Here is a 24,728-nt window from a genome sequence, read left to right as displayed (position 1 = left end):
GGCCGGCGGTGCGACGGCGTCTGGTGGTCAGCTACCTGCTGCTGATGGTGCTGGTGGTGGTGGCCCTGGGCACACCGCTCGCGGTGACGCTGACCACCCGGGAGACCGAGCGGGTGCGGGCCGACCGGCTCGCCGACGCCACCCGGTTCGCGTCGCTGGCCGGGCCGGCGTTGCGCGGCGGGACGACCGGCCCGCTCACCAACGAACTGGACAGCTACCACCAGCTGTACGGGATCGCGGCGGCGGTGGTCGACCGGGACGGGCGGGTGGTGGTGCCGTCGCCGGGCTGGCGGCCGGCACCGGGCACCCGCGAGGCGCTGGAGATCGCGCTGTCCGGCCAGCAGACCAGCGGGCCCGACTCGGTCTGGCCGTGGGTGGACGGTCCGATCGTGGTGGCGGTGCCGATCAACGACGGCGGGGAGGTGCTCGGTGCGGTGATCACCGCCAGCCCGGCCGGCGGGGTGCGTCGTACCGTCGCGACGTGGTGGTTGCTGGTCGTCGCGCTGGGTCTGCTCGCCGTGCTGGCCTGCGTGCTCACCGCGTTCGGGCTGGCCGGCTGGGTGCTGCGCCCGGTCACCGAGCTGGACGCGGTCACCCACGAGATCGCCGAGGGCGACCGCGGCGCGCGGGTGCAGCACCGGCTGGGTCCGCCGGAGCTGCGCCGCCTCGCGGCGAGCTTCAACCACATGGCCGACGTCGTCTCCGACGTGATGGACCGGCAGCGCGCCTTCGTCGCGCACGCCAGCCACCAACTGCGCAACCCGTTGACCGCGTTGCGGCTGCGGGTGGAGGAACTGGGCCCGAGCGTGCTCGACGAGCAGGGCCGCGCCGAGCACCGGCTGGCGCTGGAGGAGACCGACCGGCTGGCGCTGCTCCTCGACGCGCTGCTCACCCTGGCCCGCGCCGAACGTCGGGAGAACCAGCGGATCACCGTCGACGCGACGGCCGCGGCGGCGTCCCGGGTGGCGGCCTGGGAACCCCTGGCCCGCCACCGGTCGGTCACGCTGCGCCTGTCGGCCGACCCGGGCCCGGTGTACGCCCGGACCGTGCCGACCGCCATCGACCAGGCGCTCGACGCGCTGATCGACAACGCGGTGAAGTTCAGCGGGGCGGGCGGCGAGGTGACGGTGACCGTCGCGGCCCGCGACGACGGGACCGTGCTGGAGGTGCGCGACACCGGCCCGGGGATGACCCGCAGCCAGCTCGGCCGGGCCACCGAACGGTTCTGGCGGGCACCGGAGGTGCAGAACGTCGACGGCGCCGGGCTGGGCCTGACGATCGCCGCGGTGCTGGTCGACGCCTCCGACGGCCGGCTCACGATGCACCTGAACTCGCCGCGTGGCCTGGTCGCCGCGCTGTGGTTTCCCGCGCCCGTCGACCCGGCCCCGCCCGTCGACCCGGCCACCCGCGTCGAGCCGGCACCCGCCGTGCCCGTGGTGGGCTGAGACAAGCCAGGAGAGGGGACTCGCCGAGGGAGACTTGCGACCATGCATAGCATGAGTGCTATCTTCCAGCGCAGAAATAATACGGGGAGGGGTGTGTCATGGCGGTCAGCGCCGGCGCGGAGATCCCGATAGACACCGGGTCGCCGACCGACTCCGGGGTCAGTCTGGACGTGCACGACCTGCGAATGCGGTACGGCTCCACCGACGTGCTCACCGGGGTGTCGTTCACCGCGCGGCGCGGCGAGGTGCTGGTCCTGCTCGGCCCGAACGGTGCCGGCAAGACCACGACCATCGAGATCCTGGAGGGCTTCCGGATGCGTTCCGGCGGCCGGGTCGACGTGCTGGGGGTGGACCCCGCGCGCGGCGACGAGCGGTGGCGCGCCCGACTCGGCGTGGTGCTCCAGTCCTGGCGGGATCACGGCCGGTGGCGGGTGCGGGAGCTGCTGCTCCACCTCGGCTCCTTCTACGCGCCCTACTCGACGGATCGGATCCGCCGGCCGTGGGACGTCGACGAGCTGATCGACGTGGTCGGTCTCACCGAGCACGCCGACAAGAAGGTCGGGCAACTCTCCGGCGGCCAGCGCCGCCGGGTCGACGTGGCGATCGGCATCGTCGGCCGGCCGGAGCTGCTCTTCCTCGACGAGCCGACCGCCGGCTTCGATCCGGCGGCCCGGCGCGAGTTCCACGACCTGGTGCACCGGCTCGCCGACATCGACGACACCACGATCCTGCTCACCACCCACGACATGGACGAGGCGGAGAAGCTGGCCGACCGGATCCTGATCCTGGCCGGTGGCCGGATCATCGCCAGCGGTTCGGCCGACGAGCTGTCCCGGCGGATCTCCGCCGAGGCCGAGGTGCGGTGGAGCCGGGGCGGCGCCCGGTTCGTGCACTCCACCAGCGACGCGACCGGGTTCGTCCGGCAGTTGTTCGCCGAGCACGGTGCCCAGATCGCCGACCTCGAGGTGCGGCGGGCCAGCCTGGAGGAGACCTACATGACGTTGGTACGCGACCACGAGTCGGGTCGTGCCGACGGCGCGATCCGCGCGTTCGAGGAGGTGGCCGGATGAACCCGGCGGTCCGTCCACTGTCCGTGGCGGCCCGGGCGGGTCTGTCCCGGGGCCGGATCGAGCTGCGGCAGAGCTTCACCAACTCCGAGACCCTGTGGGGCTACCTCTTCCCGACCCTGATCCTGCTGGTGGTGATGTTCTTCCTGCGCGGTACGCAGGTGCCGGGCACGGAGTTCTCGCTCGGTGCGCAGACCCTGCCCAGCACCCTGGGCATGACGGTGGCGTTCGGCGGGTTGGTAAACGTGGCGTCGATCCTCACCGTCGAGCGGGAGGACGGCACCCTGTTGCGGGCCAAGGCCACCCCGAACGGGATGCTCGGCTACCTCATCAGCAAGATCATCCTTGTTGCCGGGATGACGCTGGTCAGCGTCGCCCTCCTGCTCGTCCCGGGTCTTGTCCTCTTCGACGGGCTCACGCTGGACGCCCCGGCGGCCTGGGCGACCCTGGTCTGGGTGATGCTGATCGGGATGGTGGCGACGATGCCGGTCGGGGCGGTGTTCGGGTCGCTGCTGTCGAACCCGCGCAACATGGGGCTGATCATGCTTCCGATCATGGCGCTCATCGCGACCTCCGGCATCTTCTACCCGATCACCTCGCTGCCCGGCTGGGTGCAGGGAATCTCGCAGGTCTTCCCGATCTACTGGCTCGGCCTCGGCATGCGGTCGGCGTTGCTGCCCGAGGCGATGGCCGCCGTCGAGATCGGCGAGTCGTGGCGGCACCTGGAGACCTTGGTGGTGCTCGGTGGCTGGGCGGTCGCCGGGCTGGTCCTGGCGCCGGTGGTGCTGCGCCGGATGGCCCGCCGCGAGTCCGGATCGAGAGTGGCGGCCCGCCGCGAGAAGGCCCTGCAACGGTGATCTGCTGATGGGCCGGCGGCGAGCGGATCATCGACGTGGTGTGGTGGTTGCGGCGTGAGTGAGGTCGTCTACAACCGGATCGCCATGCTGCGGGCGGAACGCGGCATCTCCCGCCGACAGCTCGCCGAGGCGTTGGGCGTCCACTACCAGACGATCGGTTACCTGGAACGGGGCGAGTTCAGCCCCAGCCTGCACCTCGCGCTGCGGATCGCCCGGCACTTCGAGGTGCCGGTGGAGGTGGTCTTCGCCGCCGAACCGTTCCCCCGGCTCGGCGACACCACCACGGCGGCGCGGTCCGCCTGAGGTGCCCGCTCAGGGTTTGCTGGCCCGGTAGTAGTCGACGGCGCCCGGGTGCAGCGGCAGCGGCGAGGTGGCGATGGCCGAGCGGGGCTCATCCGCCCGGCCGCCGGGTGCGCGGCGGCCAGCTCGGAGCGCCGTTCCATCAGCAGCCGGGTCACCTCGCGGACCAGCGCCTCCGGCAGGTCGGCCCGGACCACCAGGTAGTTCGGGTTGGCCACCGTGGTGACCAGGTCGATGCCGTACACCGAGCGGGGGATGTCCCGCGGCACGTACACCTCCGAATTGTTCCGGCGCAGCGGGACGGTCCACGCGCCCAGGTCGACGATGCGGGCGGGGGTGTGCTGGGCGAACTGGGCGACGGCGCGTACGGGTAGCCCGCCGGAGAAGAAGAAGGCGTCGATCCGGCCCGCTTGCAGCGCGGCCACCGAGTCGTCCAGGCCGAGCTGCTCCTGCCGCACCTGGGCGCCCGCCAGCCCGGCGGCGGCCAGCAGCCGGTCCACCGTGATCTTGGTCCCGGAGCCGGCCGCGCCGACCGAGACCCGCCGCCCGCGCAGGTCGGTCAGGGTCCGCACCGGGCTGTCGGCGGTGGTGACCAGGTGCAGCAGGTCGTCGTAGACCCGGGCGACCGCCACCACCGGCGGGTCCGGACCCGGATCGGCCGGCAGCACGTCGGCCTGGGTGAAGCCGAGTTCGGCCTCCCCGGCGTTGAGCAGCTGGACGTTCTCCGCGGAGGCGGCGGTCACCATCACCTCGGCCCGCACGTGGGGCAGTTCCCGGTTGAGAATGGCGGCCAGCGACGCACCGAAGGCGTGGTAGACCGCGGTGGGGCTGCCGGTGGCGATGCGGATGCGTACCGTCTCGTCGGGGTCGTCGCGGCAGGCGCCGAGTCCGGGCAGGGCCAGCAGCACGATCAGCGTCGACGCCACGCGGACGCCGCGCCGCCGGGCTCGGGCGAGGTACCGGGTACGGCTCACGGGCAGCACTGTGCGCCGCCGGACCCCGCGGCGCAAGCCCGGGGCGGCGGTGCACGGGTCAGGCCACCGGGCGGTGCACCGCCTCCTCGGCCGCGTACCGCAGGATCCGGTCCCGGTCCGGGCCGTGCGCCACGCTGACCAGGAAGCAGCCGGTGCCCGGGCGCAGCAACGCCGGCACGTCGAGCAGGGCGGCGCCACGGACCAGCACGGCGGCGAGTTCCCGGTCGGTGATCCGCACTCCGAGGATGTGCCGGCGGACGTGCCGGCCACCGGCCAGCAGGGCCGCCCGCCAGGCGGCGGCGGCCAACCGGGTGCGCCACATCCGCCGCGCCGTGGAGGCGCCGGGGACCGGGCCGCCGAGCAGCTCCCGCCGGCCACGACGCCAGCCGTTCTCCACAATCGCCGCGTACGCCGGCCGGTGCTCGCGCGACACGTGCAGCCGGTGCAGTTCGTAGCGGCGGCGCAGCCCGCCGACGGCCAGCTCGTGCCGGACCGGGATGTCGAGGCGGGCGAGCAGCTGCCGCGTCCGCCGCGCCGCCTCCTCCCGGTTGAACTCGACGGTCGCCGGCCGGACGGGTTGCCGCCCCGGGTGCCGTTGACCGGGTGCCGCCGGCGGCGGCATGCAGCGCAGCAGGCAGGCCGCCTCGAACGCGTCGGCCAGGGTCGTCCAGTCCAGCGGCGGCAACGCCGACGGCGGCGGGGTCGACGGCGGCGGGGTCGATGACGGACGGTGCTGGTCGAGCAGGATCGGTTCGGCAACCACCGGAGGGCCTCCTCGTGGCGTCGGGTCTGTCTACGGTGACCCGGGACACCGACCGGTGGTACCGATCCGGTCCAGCCTTGAGGAAATCTTGCGCCTGGTTACAGCTCCGAAACCACCAGGTCGACCTGGCGCGGGCGGCCGGGCGCGGTGGCCTGCTCGCCCACCGGGTACTTCAGGTCCCGCAGGGCGGTCACCAGCGCGTCGGCGGTACGCGGCCGGGCACCGGCGAGGAGCAGGTCACGAACCAGCCGCCCCTTGGTGGCCTTGTTGAAGTGGCTGACCACCGAGCGCACCGGCACACCGTCGACCTCCCGTTCGTGCAGCACCCGTACGGTCACGGTGCGCTCGGCCAGCTCGCCGCGCGGGGTCCAGGCGGCGGCGTACGCGCCGGAACGCAGGTCCAGCACCGGGCCGGTGCCGGCCGCGGCGGTCAGCGCGGGACCCAGCGCGCGGCGCCACCGCGCCGGCAGGGTGCCGATGCCGGGCAGCCGGGCGCCGATCGGGCAGCGGTACGGCGGGATCCGGTCGGTCAGCCGTACCGCCCCCCAGAGTCCGGAGCTGACCAGCACCTGCCGCCCCGCCGCGCGTTGCGCCGACGGGGGGAGGGTGGCCAGGTCGAGCGCCTCGTAGAGCACGCCGGTGTAGATCCGGCCGGCGGGCGCGGTGGCGGCCTGCCGCAGCCGGGCGTTGCGCCGCAGCTCGCCGTGCTGGCCGGCACCGAGCCCGAGCGCGTCCAGCGCCGCCTCCGGCGGTCCGGCGTCGAGCACGTCCAGTGCGCCCAGCACCTCCTCCCGGACCGGGTTCAGCTCCGGCAGCGGCAGCCGGGCCAGGTCCAGCCGGCGGCCGGTGCCGGCGTCGGCCTTGCCCTCGGAGGGCGGCAACAGGATCAGCACGGGCACTCCTCGGTTCCCGGTACGCACCACACGCCGGGCCCGGTCAGGGTACGACCCGCCGCTACCGCCACGGCCGCAGCGGCTCCGGCGGGTGGTACACGCGATAGCCGCCGACCTCGGCGAGCAGCGCGGCCTCGGCCCGGTCGCCGAGCAGCTCCCGCAACCGCCGGTCGGCCGGTGCGCCGGAAGCCAGCACGTACCCGGGCCGCGGTGCCCGAGCCAACCGCCACCAGTACGCCGGGTAGCGGTTCTGCCCCGGGCGCAGGTTGCCGTCGAGCACCCCGCAGACCACCTCTTCGGCGGTGTTGAACACCAGCCGGTTGCACGTCCAGTACTCCCCGTACACCTCGCGGAGCCCGGCCGCGCGGACCGCGGCGGCCAACTCCCGGGCCTGCCGCTCCTCCGTCCGCCCCACGCCGGCGCCGTCGGTGGCGAACAGCACGGTGACCACCAGCGAGGTCGCCGCCAGCGCGGCCAGCACGGCGGTGGCCAGGCCACCCACCAGCCGGCCCGCCACGCCGACCGTCCCGCGCCAGGCGGCCACCGCCGCCACCCAGAGCGGCCACAGCACCGCCGGCAGCGACAGTTGCAGCACCGACAGGTAGCGCGCGTTGCCCAGCGGGTCCGCGGCGGCGAGCGAGCTGCGCACGTACGCCAGCAGGGTCAGCGCCGCACCGGCGAGCAGCGCCAGGTGCACCACCGGCGCGACCCGGTCGCGCCGCCCGGCCACCCGGCGGTACGCGACCCCGGCGAGCACCGCCGCGACGACCAACAGCACCGGGTAGAGCAGGCCGAACCACTCCTGCCAGCCCGCGCAGCCGTCGACCGGGCAGAGCCCGGCGGCCAGCGGCACCCCTCCAGCAGCCCGCCACCGAGCCGCTGGGCCCACGGTGGCGCCGCCCCGGTCCCGCCGCTGATGCCACGCAGCACCGAGAGGGAGTCCTGCCCCGGCGGGGCCACCAGGTTGTCCCGGATCATCGGGGCGACACCGACGGCGAACCCGGCGACCAGCAGCAACCCGGCCCAGCCGAGCAGTTCCCGGCGCAGCGCCCACGCCAGCGCCAGGCCGGCCACGCCCAGATAGGGCAGGATCAGCCAGTCCGACCAGAGGGCCGACCCGGCGAGCAGCCCGAAGGCGCCGACGGCCAGCCGGCGGTGCCGTGCCGCGCCGCGGGCCAGCCCCACCACGATCAACAACATCACCAGCACCGCGACCTTCACCTCCGGCCGCCCGCCGACCGTGGTCACCTGATCCCGGATGACCCGCTCCGAACCGAGCGCCAGCAGCCCGACGATCACGGTGGCGAACCAGGGCGAGCCGATCCGCCGGGTCAGCCGGTGGATCAGCCAGAGGAACAGCGCGTAGAGCGCCAGCACCGGCAGCCGCAGCGCCGGCCAGTTCGGGCCGGTCACCGCGATCAGCGGCGCGGCCAGGTAGGACTCCAGCATGCCCATGTAGCGCTGGCCGTAGAGGAAGACCGGGTGCTCGCGGCCCTGCGCGATGTGCAGCGCGGCCAGCCCGAACGTCGCCTCGTCGCTGTTGGACACCGGCACGGTGTCCAACACGAGGAACAGCCGGTAGCCGACCCCGACCAACCCGAACAGCAACGCGACGAGCGCCGGCCGGTCGAGTCGTGGCCGCCACCGTCCGCGCTGCCGTCCTGGTTCCGCCGCTGCTCGTGGCACGACCAATCGCCCCCGTCGCCGTCCCGAGCGGAGTGTTTCACGGCCGGCCGCCCGTCCGGGCCGATTCGGCGCAGCCCGGCCACGGTCGGCCCGGGCGGCGGGGACGTCACCGCGGCTCGCGTGGCCGACGCCGCCGCCGTGTGGCAGGGTTGCACGCGTGCCACCCACTCCCGCCGGCCAGTTGGCCGTGACGAACCTGCACCGGGCCGCGCGGATCGAGGACGCCGTACATCACCTGGTGGAACGCCGGCTGCGGCGGACCGGCTGGCGGATCAACATCATCGCCTACACCGGATACGGCGCACCTGGCTGGGTGCGGGTGATGTGCCGGGTGCTGCTGGGGCGCCCCGACACCCGGCAGCGGGGCCGGCTGGAGAAGGTCCGGGGCTGGCGCAGCTTCACCACCCTGCCGGCCAAGCACGTCACCGTCTCCATCGAGACCGGCGGGGTGCGCCACGAGGCGCAGGCGGACCGCAGCGGCTTCGTCGACACCGTGGTCGAGACGGAACTGCCGCCCGGCTGGGGCTCGGTGCGGCTCAGCACGCCGGACGCCGAGGCGGTCGAGGCCCCGGTGCGCATCCTCGACCCGGAGGTCCGTTTCGGCGTCGTCTCCGACATCGACGACACGGTGATGGTGACCGCGCTGCCGAGGCCACTGCTCGCCGCGTGGAACACCTTCGTCCTCGACGAGCATGCCCGCGCGGCCGTGCCCGGCATGGCGGTGCTCTTCGAGCGGCTGGTCACCGCCCACCCCGGCGCTCCGGTGTTCTACCTGTCCACCGGTGCGTGGAACGTCGCACCGACGCTGACCCGGTTCCTGTCCCGGCACCTCTACCCGGCCGGGCCGCTGCTGCTCACCGACTGGGGTCCCACCCACGACCGCTGGTTCCGCAGCGGGCGGGAGCACAAGCGGGCCACCCTGGCCCGGCTGGCCACGGAGTTCCCCGACGTGCGCTGGCTGCTCGTGGGCGACGACGGCCAGCACGACCAGGAGATCTACCGGGAGTTCGCCGCGGCCCACCCGAACAACGTGGCCGGGGTGGCGATCCGCCGGCTCTCGCCCGCCCAGGCGGTGCTCGCCGGTAGCCTGCCGGCCCCGGCCGGCCAGACGTCGACCGGCCCGGTGGGGCAGAAGTGGCTCTCCGCACCCGACGGTGCCGGCCTCTGGACGCTGCTGCGCGACGCCGGCCTGGTCTGAGCCGCCAGCCGTCCGGGGTCAGCTCGGACCCGCCGGTCCGGCCGCTGCGACGGGTGCCGGCTCAGGCGGGGCGGAGCCAGAGGGCGCCCAGCGGGGGACCCGCAGCGCGACCGAGGCGGGCAGGCCGTGCCACGGCATGCCCTCGGCGTGGACGGTGCCGAGGTTGCCGACGCCGGAGCCGCCGTAGTGGTGGGCATCGGTGTTCAGCACCTCCGCCCAGGCACCGGCGGCGGGCAGGCCCACCCGGTAGCCCTCCAGCGGCAGCGCGGAGAAGTTGGCCACGCAGACCAGGGTCGCCCCGTCGGGTGCGATCCGGACGAACGAGACGGTGTTGTTGGCGACGTCGTCACCGGCGAGCCAGCGGAAGCCGGCCGGGCTGGTGTCCTGCGCCCACAGGGCGGGCGTGTCCCGGTAGACCCGGTTCAGGTCGCCGACGAGGCGGTGCACCCCGGCCCGCGCCGGGTCGTGCAGCAGATACCAGTCGAGGCCGCGCTCCTCGCTCCACTCCCGGTCGTCGGCCAGCTCGGAGCCCATGAACAACAGTTGCTTGCCCGGGTGCGCCCACATGTACGCCAGCAGCACCCGTACGTTGGCCAGCCGTTGCCACAGGTCGCCGGGCATCTTGCCGACCAACGAACCCTTGCCGTGCACCACCTCGTCGTGGCTGATCGGCAGCACGTAGTTCTCGCTCCAGGCGTACGCCAGCGAGAAGGTGAGCTGATGGTGGTGGTGCTGCCGGTAGATCGGGTCCTTCGAGGTGTAGAGCAGGGTGTCGTGCATCCAGCCCATGTTCCACTTGAACCCGAAACCCAGCCCGCCGTCGCCGGTCGACCGGGTCACCCCCGGCCAGGCGGTCGACTCCTCCGCGATCATCACCACCCCGGCGTGCCGCTTGTAGACCGTCGCATTGACCTCCTGCATGAACCCGATGGCCTCAAGATTCTCCCGGCCGCCGTACCGGTTCGGCGCCCACTGCCCGTCCTGCCGCGAGTAGTCCAGGTAGAGCATCGAGGCGACCGCGTCCACCCGCAGCCCGTCGACGTGGAACTCGTCGCACCAGTAGAGCGCGTTGGCGACCAGGAAGTTGCGCACCTCCCGACGGCCGAAGTCGAAGACGTAGGTGCCCCAGTCGGGGTGCTCGCCGCGGCGCGGGTCGGGATGCTCGTAGAGCGGGGTGCCGTCGAAGCGGGCGAGCGCCCACTCGTCCTTCGGGAAGTGCGCCGGCACCCAGTCCAGGATCACCCCGATGCCGGCGGCGTGCAGCCGGTCCACGAGGTAACGGAAGTCGTCCGGGTTGCCGAACCGGGCCGTCGGCGCGTAGTAGCCGGTGACCTGGTAACCCCAGGAACCGCCGAACGGGTGCTCCATCACCGGCAGGAACTCCACATGGGTGAAGCCCAGCTCGACCACGTACCCGGTCAACTGCTCGGCCAGTTCCCGGTAGCCCAGGCCGGGCCGCCACGAGCCGAGGTGCACCTCGTACACGCTCATCGGTTCCTGGTGCGGCTGCCGCTGCTCCCGGCGCGCGAGCCAGTCCGCGTCGGACCACTCGTACGTCGACCGGTGCACCACCGAGGCGGTGGCCGGCGCCACCTCCGCGTACGCCGCGAGGGGGTCGGCCTTGTCCCGCCAGTACCCGTCGGCACCGAGGATCCGGTACTTGTACCGGCTGCCGGCCGCGGCCCCCGGCACGAAGACCTCCCACACCCCGGTCGAGCCGAGCGAGCGCATCGGCCAGCCGTCGTCGGGCGCCCAGCCGGTGACGTCGCCGATCACCCGCACGCCCCGGGCGTTCGGCGCCCACACCGTGAACGCCACCCCGTCGCCCCGCACGCGCGCGCCGAGTGCCTCCCACAGCCGCTCGTGCCGACCCTCGCCGATCAGGTGCAGATCCAACTCGCCGAGGGTCGGCGGGTGCCGGTACGGGTCGTCGACCAGCCGGCCGTCGACGTCGAGCCGGTAGTCGAACACCTCGCCGGGGACCGCCGCCTCGAAGACCCCGACGTCGTGCACCCGCTTCATCGGGTGCCGCTCGTCGCCGACCAGCACGCTCACGTCGCCCGCGCCCCGGCGCAGGGTGCGGATCAGCGTCCGCCCGTCGGCGGGGTGTGCGCCGAGCACGGCGTGCGGGTCGTGGGTCTCCCCGGAGATCAGCTGGTCCATCGGGTGTCGTCCTTCGTCGCGGATGCGGAGCCGCCCCGGGGGTCGGCGACAGTGGTGGCGGGCAGGGTGAGCACGTGTGCGGGTTGCAGGTACGGGTCGAGCCGGACCGCGTTGCGCTGCCCCCAGTCATAGCTGGCGCCGGTCAGCTCGTCGTGCACGGTGAACCGGTCGTGCCAGTCCAGGCCCAGCGCCGGCATGTCGAGGGTGGTGTTGCCCCACTGCACGGTGTGCGAGTCGAACGAGCAGATCACCAGCACCGTGTTGCCGGTGGTCGGGTCGCGTTTGGACCAGCACAGCAGCGCGGGGTTGTCGATGTCGTGGAAGACCAGGTTGCGCAGCCGGTGCAGGGCCGGATTGTCGCGGCGGACCCGGTTGAGGATGGTGATGAACGGCGCCAGCGAGCGCCCGTGTGCCAGCGCGCCGGCCCAGTCCCGGGGCCGCAACTCGTACTTCTCGTTGTCCAGGTACTCCTCGGCGCCGGGGCGGGCGACGTGCTCGAACAGCTCGTAGCCGGCGTACACGCCCCAGGAGGGGGAGAGCAGCGCGGCCAGCACCGCCCGGATCTTGAACATCGGCGGGCCGCCGTGCTGTAGCGCGGAGTGCAGGATGTCGGGGGTGTTGGGCCAGAAGTTCGGCCGCATGTAGTCGGCCGCCGCCACCAGTTCCGCGCAGTACTCCCGCATTTGCGCCGCCGAGGTCCGCCAGGTGAAGTACGTGTACGACTGGGTGAAACCGATCTTGGCCAGCCCGTGCATCATCGCCGGCCGGGTGAACGCCTCGGCGAGGAAGATCACGTCCGGGTCGACCTGCTTGACCTCCCAGATCAGCCAGTGCCAGAAGTCGACCGGCTTGGTGTGGGGGTTGTCCACCCGGAAGATCTTCACGCCCTCGCCGACCCAGTGCAGCACCACCCGCAGCATCTCGGCGCGGATGCCGTCGGGGTCGTTGTCGAAGTTCAGCGGGTAGATGTCCTGGTACTTCTTCGGCGGGTTCTCCGCGTACGCGATGCTCCCGTCGGCCCGGGTGGTGAACCACTCCGGGTGCTCGGTCACCCACGGGTGGTCCGGCGCGCACTGCAACGCCAGGTCCATCGCCACCTCCAGGCCCGCCTCGGCCGCGGCGGCGACGAAGTCCCGGAAGTCCGCCGGCGTGCCCAGGTCGGGGTGGATGGCGTCGTGCCCGCCCTCGTCGGCGCCGATCGCCCACGGCGAACCCACGTCGTCCGGCCCGGCGACCAGGCTGTTGTTGGGGCCCTTGCGGTTGACCCGGCCGATCGGGTGGATCGGCGGCAGGTAGAGCACGTCGAAACCCATCGCGGCGACGCCGGGCAGCCGTTCGGTGGCGGTGGCGAAGGTGCCCGAGCGGGCCGGCGCGTCGACGGTGGCCGGGACCGACCCCTCGGAGCGGGGAAAGAATTCGTACCAGGCGGAAAAGAGGGCCCGCTCGCGGTCCACCCAGATGCGGTACCGCTCGCCGGTGGTGACCGACTCCCGCACCGGGTGCGCCCAGAGCAGGTCGGCCAGCTCCAGCGCCGGGCTCACCCGCTGCGGCAGCGGCCGGTCGGCGTCACCCAGAGCTTTCGCGGCCTTCTTGAGACGGGCCCGCTCGGCTTTCGGCACCAGCTCGGCGGCGGCGTCCAGCACGCGGACGCCGTCGGCCAGGTCGTTGGCCAGCTCGGCCGGCCCCTGGCCGGCGGCGATCTTCTTGGTGACCGCGTTGTGCCAGGTCAGGTACGGGTCGCTGAACGCCTCCACGGTGAACATCCACTCGCCGACCAGGTCCGGGACGATGGTGGCGTGCCAGCGGTCCAGCCCAGGCTCACCCGGCCGCATCCGGGTGAACGGGCGGGCCCGGCCGTCGGGGCCGAGCCAGACCACGTTGCAGCCGAGCGCGTCGTGCCCCTCGCGGTATGCCAGCGCCGACACCGGCACCAACTCGCCGACGACCGAACGTGCCGGGTAGCGACCGCAGGAGACGACGGGGGAGACGTCTTCGATCGGGAACCGTCCGCTCACCGCCCCAACCTACTGCCCGAGATCCCCTCGCGCTCGGCTGACCGCGGTTGCCTGCCACCAGAGGCAATCTTGGTACGAAGGTGCCCCCTGAGGGGCGCTCCCGTACCAAGATCTCGGCCGCCACCCGCAAGGAGGCACGGATCGACCACCCCTTCCGGCGCCGATCAAGGAGTTGTGGCAGGAGATATGTTGCTCAGGCTGCTACCCGACCTGCTCGACACGGTCCGGCAGGCGCGGGTCGACCGGCCCGATCCGGTCGGTGACGACCTGCTGGTCGCCGCGTACGGGCTGGTCGCCCTGGTCTTGGTGAAGGTGGATCAGTGGGAGTCGGCGTGGCTGGCGGCGGACCGGGGATGGCCGTCGCCCTGGGTACCGCGAACGCGCTGCTGGCCGCCGTCGCGACCGTACCGCTGAGTCAGGCGCCGCGGGCGGTCGGGCGGCGCGGGCGGTCGGGCGGCGCGGGCGGTCGGGCGGCGACGGTCCGCGATGGATGCGACGGTCGTGGCCGCGCAGCGGCTCGCACATCGGGCCGGCGACGCGGTGGAGGTCGCACGACGTTACTGGTCCAGGCGGGTCTGGCCGCCGGTGGTCGGGGCGACGGTCGCAGCGCGCGGGAGTTGATCGACCAGGCTGCGGCAATCGTGCCCGAGCTGCCGGACGGCTACGGTACGGCGCTGGAGGCGGCGCGGGTGGTGATCGCGGCCGACCTCGGGGACGTCGGGGTGGCGGCGGCCGCTCCGCCGCCACCGCTCCCGCCGCCACCGCTCCCGCCGCCACCGCTCCCGCCTGCCCACCACCCTGCACCCCACCTGATCTTCACACCCACCTTCTGCTGCGTAGATCTTGGACAGTTTCCGTTCCTCTCGAACGGAAACTGTCCAAGATTCACGAGGCGTCGGGATGATCGGGAGGGACACGTGGTCAAGGACGGCGGCAAAGTCGAGGGTGGCGATTCTGGCCGCGTCGAGAGTCGGAGGACAGCGCCTGGTGCGGCATGCGTTGCCGTGGCGGCGGGACGCAAGCCGAGTACCTGTCCACTGACGCCCTGATGGAGTTGCTGCGTGGCGACGATCCGGTGAGAGCTGGTTAGTCGGGGGCCCTGCTATGCACGAGACGTTGGCAGGGTGCCCATCCGCACAGCTACAGGGAGCGGTAGAGGTCGAGGGTGCGGGCGGCGATCGCGTCCCAGGAGAAGTGCTCGACCGCGCGCCGCCGCCCGGCCCGGCCGAGCGTGGCGGCACGTTCGGGAGAAGCCAGCAACTCGTTCAGCCGTGCCGCCAGAGCGGCCTCGAAGCGCGCCGGATCCACCGGTGTGCCGTCGGCGGCCTGTTCGATCGGGACCAGCAGGCCGGTCTTGCCGTCGGCGACCACCTCGGGGATGCCGCCGGTGGCGGTCGCCACCACGGCCGTCTCGCAGGCCATCGCCTCCAGGTTGACGATGCCCATCGGCTCGTAGACGGACGGGCAGACGAAGATGGTGGCGTGGGTGAGCACCTGGATCACCTCGGACTTGGGCAGCATCTCGGCCACCCAGACGACCCCGGAACGGGTCGCGCGTAGCTCGGCGACCAGGCCCTCCACCTCGGCGGCGATCTCCGGGGTGTCCGGCGCGCCGGCCAGCAGCACCAGCTGGGCCTCCGGCGGCAGGTCGCGGGCGGCGCGCAGCAGGTGCGGCAGGCCCTTCTGGCGGGTGATCCGCCCGACGTAGACCACGCTGGGCAGGGCCGGGTCGATGCCGAGGCGCGCCAGCACGTCGGTGTCGGGGTCCGGTGCGTACTGTGCGGTGTCGATGCCGTTGTAGATGACCTTGACCCGGTGCGGGTTCACTGCCGGGTACGCGGTCAGCACGTCGCGGCGCATCCCCTCGCTCACCGCGATCACCATGTCGGCCGCCTCCACCGCCGTACGCTCACACCAGGAGGAGAGCGCGTAGCCGCCGCCGAGCTGCTCGGCCTTCCACGGCCGCAGCGGCTCCAGGCTGTGCGCGGTCATCACGTGCGGCACCCCGTACAACAGCTTCGCGGTGTGCCCGGCCAGGTTGGCGTACCAGGTGTGGCTGTGCACCACGTCCGCACCGGCGCACCCGGCGGCCATCTCCAGGTCCACCCCCATCGTCCGCAGCGCGGCGTTCGCGCCGGCCAGGGCCGCCGGTTCGGCGTACGCGCGCACGCCCGGCTCGCTGCGCGGCGCGCCGAAGCAGTGCACCCGTACGTCGGTGATCCGGCGCAGCTCCCGCGCGAGGTATTCCACGTGCACCCCGGCGCCGCCGTAGACCTCCGGCGGGTACTCCCGGGTGAGCAGGTCGACGCGCAGCGGGGCGGAGTCGGTCATGTCCGGCACCCTAGTGCAGAATCCAACGCCGCACCGGCTGCGGAACTGTGCCCGTCCGAGTGGTGAAGTGGCACGGGTATGGATAGCGTCTGGTCATGGCTGCCAAGGTGCTCGCGATCGTCCTGGCCGGCGGAGAGGGCAAGCGCCTGATGCCGCTGACCACAGACCGGGCCAAGCCGGCCGTCCCGTTCGGCGGGATGTACCGCATGGTCGACTTCGTCCTCTCCAACCTGGCCAACGCCGGCTATCTGAAGATCGTCGTGTTGACCCAGTACAAGTCGCACTCCCTCGACCGGCACATCACCAAGACCTGGCGGATGTCGACGCTGCTGGGCAACTACGTCACCCCGGTGCCCGCCCAGCAGCGTCGGGGCCCCTGGTGGTTCGCCGGCTCGGCCGACGCGATCTACCAGAGTTTCAACCTGATCTACGACGAGCAGCCCGACTACGTGATCGTCTTCGGCGCCGACCACATCTACCGGATGGATCCCCGCCAGATGGTGGAGGACCACATCGCCTCCGGCGCCGCGGTCACCGTCGCGGGCATCCGGCAGCCGCTGGCCACCGCCGACCAGTTCGGCGTCATCGAGGTCGGCGAGGACGGCCGGCGGATCCGGGCCTTCCGCGAGAAGCCCACCGACGCCGTCGGGCTGCCCGACGCACCCGACGAGATCTACGCCTCGATGGGCAACTACGTCTTTACCACCCGGGCGCTGATCGAGGCGGTCGAGCACGACGCGGACGACAAGACCAGCAAGCACGACATGGGCGGCAGCATCATCCCGGCGCTGGTCGCCCAGGGCGAGGCGAACGTCTACGACTTCCGCGACAACGAGGTGCCGGGCAGCACCGACCGGGACCGCGGCTACTGGCGGGACGTGGGGACCCTCGACTCCTTCTACGACGCGCACATGGATCTGATCAACGTCCACCCGGTGTTCAACCTCTACAACTTCGAGTGGCCGATCTACACCGAGCAGCCACCGTTCCCGCCGGCCAAGTTCGTGCACCAGTGGGGCGAACGGGTCGGCCGGGCGGTCGCCTCGATGGTCTCGCCCGGCGCGGTGATATCCGGTTCACTGGTGGAGAACTCGATCGTCTCGCCCAAGGTGAAGGTCCACTCCTGGGCACACGTGGACGGGTGCGTACTCATGGAAGGTGTCGACATCGGCCGGCACGCCGTGGTCCGCCGGGCCATCCTGGACAAGAACGTCCACGTGCCCGAGGGCGCCGAGATCGGCGTGGACCTGGAACGGGACCGGCAGCGCTACACCGTCTCCGACAACGGCATCGTGGTCATCGGCAAGGGACAGAAGGTGGAACCATGAGCAGTCATCCCCGCGCCGGCCAGCCGGCCGAGCCCGCCGACCTGGTCGACGTGCCCCGGCTGGTGACCGCCTACTACGCCGAGCACCCCGATCCGGCCGACCCGGCGCAGCAGGTCTCCTTCGGCACCTCCGGGCATCGCGGGTCGAGCCTGCGCAACGCCTTCAACTCCGACCACATCCTCGCCGTCACCCAGGCGCTCTGCGACTACCGCCGGGAACAGGGCGTCGACGGGCCGCTCTTCCTCGGCCGGGACACCCACGCGCTCTCCGTGCCGGCGACCGTGGACGCCCTGGAGGTGCTCGCCGCGAACGACGTCACCGTGCTGCTGGACAGCCGCGACGGCTACACCCCCACCCCGGCGGTCTCGCACGCCATCCTCACCCGCAACCGGGGCCGCACCGCCGGGCTCGCCGACGGCATCGTGATCACCCCGTCGCACAACCCACCGGACGACGGCGGGTTCAAGTACAACCCCACCCACGGCGGGCCGGCCGACTCCGACGTCACGAAGCGGATCCAGGACCGCGCGAACGCGATCCTCACCGCCGGGCTCAAGGAGGTGCGTCGCGTGCCGTACGCCCGGGCCCGCGCCGCCGACACCACCGGCACGTACGACTTCCTCGGCCACTACGTCGACGACCTGCCGGCCGCGATCGACCTCGACGCGATCCGTGCCGCCGGGGTCCGCATCGGCGCCGACCCGCTCGGCGGCGCCAGCGTCGACTACTGGGGCGAGATCGCCCAGCGGCACCGGCTCGACCTGACCGTGGTCAACCCGACCGTCGACCCGACCTGGCGGTTCATGACCCTCGACGGCGACGGCAAGATCCGGATGGACTGCTCCTCGCCCAACGCGATGGCCTCGCTGATCGCCATGCGCGCCGACTACCAGGTCGCCACCGGGAACGACGCCGACGCCGACCGGCACGGCATCGTCACCCCCGACGCCGGGCTGATGAACCCGAACCACTACCTCGCGGTGGCGATCGCCCACCTGTTCCGCACCCGCACCGAGTGGGGGCCGGACGCCGCGGTCGGCAAGACCCTCGTCTCCTCCTCCATGATCGACCGGGTTGCCGCCGACCTCGGGCGCCCGCTGCTGGAGGTGCCGGTGGGCTTCAAGTGGTTCGTGCCCGGGCTGCTCGACGGCGCGGTCGGCTTCGGTGGCGAGGAGAGCGCCGGCGCCTCCTTCCTGCGCCGCGACGGCGGCACCTGGACCACCGACAAGGACGGCATCCTGCTCTGCCTGCTCGCCGCCGAGATCATCGGGGTGACCGGCCGGGCCCCGAGCGAGCACTGGGCCGAGCTGGCCGCCCGCTTCGGCGCGCCCGCGTACGCCCGCATCGACGCTCCGGCCACCCGCGAGCAGAAGGCCGTGCTCGGCAAGCTCTCCCCGGAGCAGATCCGGGCCACCGAGCTGGCCGGCGAACCGATCACCGCCACGCTCACCACCGCCCCCGGCAACGGTGCGCCGATCGGCGGCCTCAAGGTGACCACCGAGTCGGGTTGGTTCGCCGCCCGCCCCTCCGGCACCGAGGACGTCTACAAGATCTACGCCGAGTCTTTCCAGGGCACCGACCACCTCATCCGGATCCAGCAGGAGGCGCAGGAACTGGTCACCGAGGTCCTCGGCAACGCCTGACGCCCCGGTGGGACGGGCGCCCGGGTGCGGTGACCGCGAGTGACCACACCCGGGCGCCGCTGTCACGATCCGTTGGGGCCGATCGACGTGGGGCGGAAGGTGTATTCGCGACCGCAGTAGTCCGGCCTGATGCTGGCCCCGTCGAGCGACGTCCGGCAGACCTGGATGGTCACCCGGTCGATGCCCAGCACGGAGGCATTGGAGCCGAGCACGAAGTCGAACCTCACCACGCCGTTGTCGACCCGCCGAGCTGCCTGGTCGATGGGGCGTTCGCCCGCGTACGCGACGTAGGTGGCGGTGGTGTAGCGACGGTCGTCGCGGCAGGCGATCGGCTCGTTGGCGCTGGGCCGGTCGACGACGACTCCGGTCAGCCGTACCGCACTGGTAGGTGCGGTGGAGCGCCATTCGAGCACGCCTTCGGTGTAGCCGTAGGTGCAGTTGTCTCCGGAGGGGACGGAGAAGCGCTGGGAGATCGGGCTGGCGGCTGCGCTGCTGGCCATGACGGTGGTGGCGAGGAGCGCGGCGGCGAGGACGGTCGCCGCCCGCAGGAACGTGCGGGTCATCTGCTTCCTTCCAAGCTGATCGGGTGCGGTGGTGGGTTGGGCGGGACGGTCGCGGCCGTCGGCACCTGACTGGGACGGCGGTCGGCGCCGGGCTGCGATTGAAGTGAAGTGTATCGATGTATGGGTGGAAAGTCAGCCGGATCAGCGCGGGGGTGGCAGCTCGCGGCGACCGAGTTGGCGGCGCAGGCTCTCGGGAAGCAGCTCGCGCAACTGCTCCGGCAGCAGCGGCAGATCCAGCAGGCTCAGCTTGAGCTGGCTGCGTTCCTGGTAGCGGAGCGGATCGAGGCGGACCACCAGACCGGCGTCCTGGCGGTAGCGGATGTCCACCGCGCCCGACGTCGACTGGTTCCGGATGACCAGCCCGTCCACCTCCACGGCGACCGGCCCGGACCCGGGGCGCAGCTCCAGCCGCACCGTCTCCTCCGGCGAGAACACCACCGACCGGGAGATGCCGGACATCGGTGCGCTCGGGGTCACCACGACCGCGCGCGTCGCGGGGGAGATCAGCGGCCCACCGGCGGCGTAGCTGTACGCGGTGGACCCGGTCGGGGTGCACACCACCAGCGAGTCACAGCGGTAGTAGCCGTACTGCTGCCCGTCCACCGCCAGGGTGGCGCTGACGAAGCCCTGTCCCGGCTGGCGGACCAGCGCGATGTCGTTGAACGCGACCACGTCGTCGCCGCACACGTCGCAGACCAGGCAGCTGTGCGCCTCGACGGTGTACTGCCTGGTCAGCAGCCGGTCCAGCGCCGCCGGCAGCTCCGGCGGCTCCACCTCCACCAGGAAACCCAACTTGCCCAGGTGCACGCCGAGCACCGGCTTCGGGTCGCCGACGGCCATCCGCAGCGCGCCCAGCATCGTGCCGTCCCCGCCGATGGTGACAAGCACGTCCGACCGGGCAACAAGTTCCTCCTCCGGCACCGGCCGGACCGGCTCGGGCACCCGGTGCCGGTCCTCGGCGCGGACCGCCAGGGCGGCGTCGTGCCGGGCGGCCCACGCCGCGATGGTGTCCACCACCGGGGACACGTCCCGGGTGGGGTGCAGCACCAGCCCGAGCCGGATCCGTTCCACATCTCCAGCTCACCACAGTCCGGGCCGGCCGTCCTGCGGTACGCGGCAAGGCGCGCCGGCAGTGTCCCGACCGTCGGCGCGCCCCGCGACCGCCGCTACCGGCGCGGCCGGCCGGTCAGCTGGGTCAGCGACCGGGCGATCAACTCGTCCCGGGCCGCCGGAGCCAGCCCTTCAAGCCCGAAACCCAGGTAGACGGTGTCCTCGGTGACCACCGCCGAGCCCTCCTCGAACGCCTGCTGGCTGCGGGACCAGTCGTTGGCGGCCGGGCTGGAGCCCACCGGGGGACCGGCCACCGTCCAGCCGCCGAGGTCCGTCTCGAACGACGTCTCGGCGACGGTGGCCCCGTCGACGACGACCCGCGCGTCGTCCAGGAACACCCCGAGGCCCTGGGTGGCCCAGTCGGTGGCGTAGGAGATGGAGACCTCCACCTGCCGGCCCGCGTACGCCGACAGGTCGGCGGTGAACTCCTTCCAGCCGTTGGAGGTGCCGGTGGCCGCGTGCCACTCGCCGGTGGTGCCGGTCGGCGAGCAGTCCTCGCCCTGGTAGTGGGCGAGGAACGGGTGCAGCTGCGGCACCCAGCCGGAGGTGCAGCTGTCCCCGGTCTCCTGCGAGGTCGAGCCGCCGGAGTCGGGCAGCGTGGTCCAGTCGTCGGTGCCCACCTCGCGCGCTTCGACGATCATGAAGTCCCAGTTCGTCTCGATGTCGAACGAGATGAAGAAGCGCAGTTCACCGCTGCTGGCCCCGGTCAGGTCAACGGTCCGGGTCAGCCGCTTGTACGACTCGTCGGACTGACCGCTGAACAGGTACCACTCGCCCGTACGCGGATCGAACGGCGCCCCGCCCGGCCGTCCCCAGCCGACCGGCGCGGAGCTGGCGAACTGCGGGAACTGCCCGACCGGCAGGAAGCTCGACGTGGTCAGGAACGACGCGGTGTGGTCCTGGTTGCCCGCGGAACCCTCGGCGTTGAGCGTCCCGGCGAAACCGGCGAACCGGCCGTCGTCGCCGAGGACCGGGTACGGCTCCCCGTCGGGCGAGGTGCCGCCGTCGCTGACGTAGTTGTACGCCCCCAGCCAGTACTGCTGGAAGTCGTTGAGCAGCGGCAGGCAGGTCGGGTCGGCGGCGTCGGTGCACTCCGGTGGGGCGTCCGGCTGGTAGCCGTACAGCCCGTTGCCCGCCTGGGCGTAGAGCGCGTACTTGCCGCTGACCAGCAGCTTGCCGCCCTCGTTGAGGTAGTCCCGGACGGACAGCTCGATGTCCGCCGCCGCCTTCGCCGCGGTGCCGGGCACCTGGCCGGCGGAGCGCAGGATGATGTCGTCGCCGGTCTCCCAGACCACCGCCCGGTAGTGCGACAGCACGCCCAGATGGTGCGGGGCGGTGCGGCCCATCGCGTCGAAGTCGTACACGTCGCTGCTGCGCCCGGCGGCGCGCAGCGACGCGGCGACCTCGTCGGCGTACTTCGCGGTGGTGGTGTCCTGGGTCGGGGTCAGGCCCGTGACGTCCTCGACCGCGAGGACCAGCACGTCCCCGCCGATGTCGTGGTGCACGCGGTAGGTGAAGCGCTCGCTGCTGACCTTGCCCTTGCCCCGGCCGGGCCGGGTGGCGGTGAACCACACCCGCACCCGGTCGCCCGGGCGGGCGCCGGTGACCTTCCCGCGCAACTCGGCGTAGTAGTCGTCGTGCGTGTCGCCGTAGCGCTCACCGCCGCGCCACTCGCGGACCTTTGTGGACTTCACCCGGCCCCCGTTGACCGTGTAGTTCAGCCTGACGTTCTTCAGCGACCGCCGGCTGATCGCGGCGACCTGTTGATCCCGGCCGTACGAGACGTCGAAGGCGTCGACCACGAAATCCGGGGTGCTGCGGCCCACCACCGAGACCGGGTCGTCCGGTTGCTTCGCCGACTTCGCCACCGACAGCGCGAACGGGATGTTCTTGGCCACCTCGGCCGCGATCAACTCCTCGTCGTCGGGGAAGATGAAGCTGCTGACGCAGTCCTCAGGGAGCCACTGGTCGTCGGGGTCCGACTCGGCCGCTGCCTGGCAGGTGGACATTTCAGGGGTGAAGCCCAGCGTGCCGTAGCGCACCGTCGCGTGGCTGTCCGTGTCACCGTTGGTGGTGTACAGCTCGGCGGAGATGTCCGGGTCGTAGCCGGGCACCGCCGGGTTGGCGTCGTCGCCGGCCAGCGCCTCGTAGATCACGTCGTCGGGGGTCGGCGTGGCCACCTGCCAGCCGACGCCGTAGAGCAGCAGCTCCGCCGCCGAGTGGTAGTTGACGAAGAACTCGAATCTCATCCGCTTGAACAGGCCGTCCAGCGCCCTCGTCTCCGGCTCCGAGTTGGGGCCGGGGCCCCGGTAGGTGTCACTTGTCGGATCCGGCGAGGAACCCTCGTTGTCGTAGCCCCACTTGTAGCCGAAGTTGCGGTTCAGGTCGACGCCGTCGGCCCGGGTGATCTGGCCGTCGCCGTCGTTGTCGCGCAGGTTCTTGCGCCACAGCCGGTTGCCGGTGGTGAAGGTGTGGTCGTAGCCGTCCGGGTTGAGCACCGGGACGAACCACAGCTCGGTGGTGTCGACCAGCCGGGTGATCTCCCGGTCGGAGCCGTAGCTGTCCAGCACGTGGTGCATCAGCCGGCGGGTCATCTCCGGCGTGATCCACTCCCGCGCGTGCTGGGTGCCCCCGTAGAGCACCGCCGGCCGCTTACCGTCCCTCGTGCTCCGCGCGTTCTTGGTGACCTTGATGGCCAGGATCGGCTTGCCCTGCGCCGAGCGGCCGATGGACTGCACCTTGGCCAGCTTCGGATGCCGCGCCGCCGTCGCGGTGATCTCGTCGCGGATGCCGCCCGGCTCGCTGTAGGAGCGGAACGCCGTCCAGCCCGTCGCGGTCTGCTCCCGCAGCAACTGGGAGGCATCCTTGCCGCGCACCTTCTTGACCTTGAGATCGATGCCCTTGCGGTTCAGCCGGTCGGCCTGGTCGCGGCTGAGCACCGTCTCGATCTCCGTCTTGCCGGACTGGTCGGGCGTCGAACCGTGCCCGATGTCGACCCCGGCCTCGCGCAGCTGATGCAGCTGAGCGGGGCCGACCGTGCCGACGTACACCTCGAGACCGTCACGGCCGCCCGGGTCGGACGGTGGCCGTGCGCTCGCCGGTGTGGTCAGCGCGAGCGCGCCGACCAGGGTGAACACGCCGGCGATCGCCAGCGGTGTGCGCCTCATCCTGCCCCCTCTTGTCAAGGATCTGTGAGCGAGAGCCTGCTGTCGGCGCATACCGATGTCAATGCACGACGATCCCGAGGACGTCCGCGATCCGTTCGCCGGCGGCGCCGTCCCACAACGGTGGCGTGCGCCGGGTGTCGGGTGGACCGGCCGCGATCGCCCTCGCCACCGCGTCGGCCAGAGCGGCCCGGGTGACCAGGCGGTTGGTCCCGTGGGTGATGGTCACCGGCCGTTCGGTGTTGGGTCGCAGCGTCAGGCAGGGAACTCCGAGCATGGTCGTCTCCTCCTGTACGCCGCCGGAGTCGGTGACGACGGCGGTGGCGCCGCGCACCAGGCTGAGAAACTCGAGGTAGCCCAGCGGCTCGACGACGCGTAGCGCACGGTGCGAGAGCAGTCCCGCGTCCTCGAGGTGACGCCGGCCGCGGGGGTGCAGCGGCAGGATGACCGGGAGTTGGTCGGCGATGGCGTGCATCGCCTTCACCAGGCCGATCACGTCCGCCTCGTCGTCGACGTTCCCGGGCCGGTGCAGCGTCGCCACGAGGTAGCTCTCGGGTAGTGCGAGGGCGGTGCGGATCCGGGCGACGTCGAGACGGTCCAGGTTGGCCAGCAGCGTGTCGATCATCGGATTGCCGACCAGGTGGATCTTTTCCGCGGCGATTCCCTCGTTGCCGAGATGCGCCACGGCGTCGGGACTCGTGGCGAACAACAGGTCGGACACGTGGTCGACGACAATACGGTTGATCTCCTCGGGCATGGACCGGTCGAAGCTGCGCAGGCCCGCTTCCACATGAGCGACCGGGATGCCCAGCTTCGCCGCGACGAGGGCCGCGGCGAGCGCGGAGTTGACGTCGCCGTAGACGACGGCGATCGCCGGACGGGCGGTCGTCATCAGCTCTTCCAGGCCGGTCATGACGCCCGCGGTCTGGCTGGCGTGGCTGCCCGAGCCCACGCCGAGGTTGATGTCCGGCTCGGGCAGGCCGAGCTGGCGGAAGAAGACCTCGGACATCCGCTCGTCATAGTGCTGTCCCGTGTGGACAAGGGACTGCCGGACGCCGCGCCGGTCGAGTGCCCGGATCACCGGCGCCGCTTTCGGGAAGTTGGGGCGCGCACCGGTGACATGCAGGACGGCAGCGGCTGACATGAGTCTCCTTACTGAATTCGGAGCCAATCGGCGAAGACGCGCCAATAGTACAAGTTATCCAGTTTAAACGGTCTGACCTGGATA

At 72.2% G+C, this 24,728-nt stretch carries 16 protein-coding genes and 3 pseudogenes; 8 read left to right on the top strand and 11 right to left on the bottom strand.

All coding sequences use genetic code 11. The annotated features are described in order from the left end of the window. Window positions 1–8 precede the first annotated feature (8 nt). The 4 genes from KIF24_RS19870 (at window position 9) to KIF24_RS19855 (ending at window position 3,672) form a co-directional block, all read left to right on the top strand. A complete protein-coding gene (locus KIF24_RS19870) occupies window positions 9–1,445 on the top strand; it encodes a sensor histidine kinase (RefSeq protein ID WP_221085334.1) in 1,437 nt (478 codons plus the stop codon). Window positions 1,446–1,543: 98 nt separating this feature from the next. Then, a complete protein-coding gene (locus tag KIF24_RS19865; RefSeq protein ID WP_230415769.1) occupies window positions 1,544–2,515 on the top strand; it encodes an ABC transporter ATP-binding protein in 972 nt (323 codons plus the stop codon). Continuing rightward, window positions 2,512–3,369, top strand: coding sequence for an ABC transporter permease (locus KIF24_RS19860; RefSeq protein ID WP_221085333.1), 858 nt, complete (start codon window positions 2,512–2,514; stop codon window positions 3,367–3,369). The genes KIF24_RS19865 and KIF24_RS19860 overlap by 4 nt, the downstream gene beginning before the upstream one ends. 54 nt (window positions 3,370–3,423) lie before the next feature. Beyond that, window positions 3,424–3,672, top strand: coding sequence for a helix-turn-helix transcriptional regulator (locus KIF24_RS19855; RefSeq protein WP_221085332.1), 249 nt, complete (start codon window positions 3,424–3,426; stop codon window positions 3,670–3,672). Between the two features lie 9 nt (window positions 3,673–3,681). Here the strand turns inward: KIF24_RS19855 and KIF24_RS19850 are convergent. The 4 genes and pseudogenes from KIF24_RS19850 to KIF24_RS19835 form a co-directional block, all read right to left on the bottom strand. Further along, window positions 3,682–4,652: pseudogene (locus tag KIF24_RS19850) on the bottom strand (TAXI family TRAP transporter solute-binding subunit). Between the two features lie 49 nt (window positions 4,653–4,701). Then, window positions 4,702–5,406 carry a hypothetical protein gene (locus tag KIF24_RS19845; RefSeq protein WP_221085331.1) on the bottom strand — a complete coding sequence of 235 codons (705 nt, stop codon included), beginning with the start codon at window positions 5,404–5,406 and terminating at the stop codon, window positions 4,702–4,704. 98 nt (window positions 5,407–5,504) lie between these two features. Next, window positions 5,505–6,299, bottom strand: coding sequence for a peroxide stress protein YaaA (yaaA, locus tag KIF24_RS19840; protein WP_407939937.1), 795 nt, complete (start codon window positions 6,297–6,299; stop codon window positions 5,505–5,507). A gap of 61 nt (window positions 6,300–6,360) precedes the next feature. Then, a pseudogene (locus tag KIF24_RS19835) lies at window positions 6,361–7,985 on the bottom strand (ArnT family glycosyltransferase). Window positions 7,986–8,142: 157 nt separating this feature from the next. Between KIF24_RS19835 and KIF24_RS19830 the strand changes: the two are divergent. Then, window positions 8,143–9,183, top strand: coding sequence for an App1 family protein (locus KIF24_RS19830; protein ID WP_221085329.1), 1,041 nt, complete (start codon window positions 8,143–8,145; stop codon window positions 9,181–9,183). Between the two features lie 61 nt (window positions 9,184–9,244). Here KIF24_RS19830 and glgB read toward each other — a convergent pair. Both glgB and KIF24_RS19820 read right to left on the bottom strand, forming a co-directional pair. Beyond that, window positions 9,245–11,346 (bottom strand): annotated as a pseudogene (gene glgB / locus KIF24_RS19825) (1,4-alpha-glucan branching protein GlgB). Beyond that, on the bottom strand, window positions 11,334–13,361 hold the full coding sequence (locus KIF24_RS19820) for an alpha-1,4-glucan--maltose-1-phosphate maltosyltransferase (RefSeq protein ID WP_221085328.1): 2,028 nt from the start codon (window positions 13,359–13,361) through the stop codon (window positions 11,334–11,336). Before KIF24_RS19820 ends, glgB begins: the two are co-directional and overlap by 13 nt. 186 nt (window positions 13,362–13,547) lie before the next feature. On the opposite strand from KIF24_RS19820, the gene KIF24_RS19815 reads away from it, so the two are divergent. After that, a complete protein-coding gene (locus KIF24_RS19815) occupies window positions 13,548–13,775 on the top strand; it encodes a hypothetical protein (RefSeq protein ID WP_221085327.1) in 228 nt (75 codons plus the stop codon). 726 nt (window positions 13,776–14,501) lie between these two features. On the opposite strand, the gene glgA is transcribed toward KIF24_RS19815, so the two are convergent. Continuing rightward, the gene (glgA, locus tag KIF24_RS19810) at window positions 14,502–15,692 is read right to left on the bottom strand and encodes a glycogen synthase (RefSeq protein ID WP_230415767.1); all 1,191 of its coding nucleotides are present in this window, start codon (window positions 15,690–15,692) and stop codon (window positions 14,502–14,504) included. 95 nt (window positions 15,693–15,787) lie between these two features. On the opposite strand from glgA, the gene glgC reads away from it, so the two are divergent. Together glgC and pgm are read left to right on the top strand one after the other, a co-directional pair. Further along, the gene (glgC, locus tag KIF24_RS19805; protein ID WP_221085326.1) at window positions 15,788–17,020 is read left to right on the top strand and encodes a glucose-1-phosphate adenylyltransferase; all 1,233 of its coding nucleotides are present in this window, start codon (window positions 15,788–15,790) and stop codon (window positions 17,018–17,020) included. Continuing rightward, the gene (gene pgm, locus KIF24_RS19800) at window positions 17,017–18,663 is read left to right on the top strand and encodes a phosphoglucomutase (alpha-D-glucose-1,6-bisphosphate-dependent) (RefSeq protein WP_221085325.1); all 1,647 of its coding nucleotides are present in this window, start codon (window positions 17,017–17,019) and stop codon (window positions 18,661–18,663) included. The genes glgC and pgm overlap by 4 nt, the downstream gene beginning before the upstream one ends. A gap of 62 nt (window positions 18,664–18,725) precedes the next feature. On the opposite strand, the gene KIF24_RS19795 is transcribed toward pgm, so the two are convergent. The 4 genes from KIF24_RS19795 to wecB form a co-directional block, all read right to left on the bottom strand. After that, the gene (locus KIF24_RS19795; RefSeq protein WP_221085324.1) at window positions 18,726–19,226 is read right to left on the bottom strand and encodes a hypothetical protein; all 501 of its coding nucleotides are present in this window, start codon (window positions 19,224–19,226) and stop codon (window positions 18,726–18,728) included. 141 nt (window positions 19,227–19,367) lie between these two features. After that, window positions 19,368–20,297 (bottom strand): NAD(+)/NADH kinase, encoded by a 930-nt coding sequence (locus KIF24_RS19790; RefSeq protein WP_221085323.1) that lies wholly within the window; start codon window positions 20,295–20,297, stop codon window positions 19,368–19,370. A 95-nt stretch (window positions 20,298–20,392) separates the two neighbouring features. Next, the gene (locus KIF24_RS19785) at window positions 20,393–23,503 is read right to left on the bottom strand and encodes a M14 family metallopeptidase (protein WP_221085322.1); all 3,111 of its coding nucleotides are present in this window, start codon (window positions 23,501–23,503) and stop codon (window positions 20,393–20,395) included. 58 nt (window positions 23,504–23,561) lie between these two features. Further along, a complete protein-coding gene (gene wecB, locus KIF24_RS19780) occupies window positions 23,562–24,644 on the bottom strand; it encodes a non-hydrolyzing UDP-N-acetylglucosamine 2-epimerase (RefSeq protein WP_221085321.1) in 1,083 nt (360 codons plus the stop codon). Window positions 24,645–24,728 lie beyond the last annotated feature (84 nt).

The organism is Micromonospora tarapacensis (genome assembly GCF_019697375.1).
Lineage (GTDB): Bacteria > Actinomycetota > Actinomycetes > Mycobacteriales > Micromonosporaceae > Micromonospora > Micromonospora tarapacensis.
The sequence above is the reverse complement of the archived record's forward strand: the minus strand, read 5'-3'. Positions and strand labels throughout refer to the sequence as shown.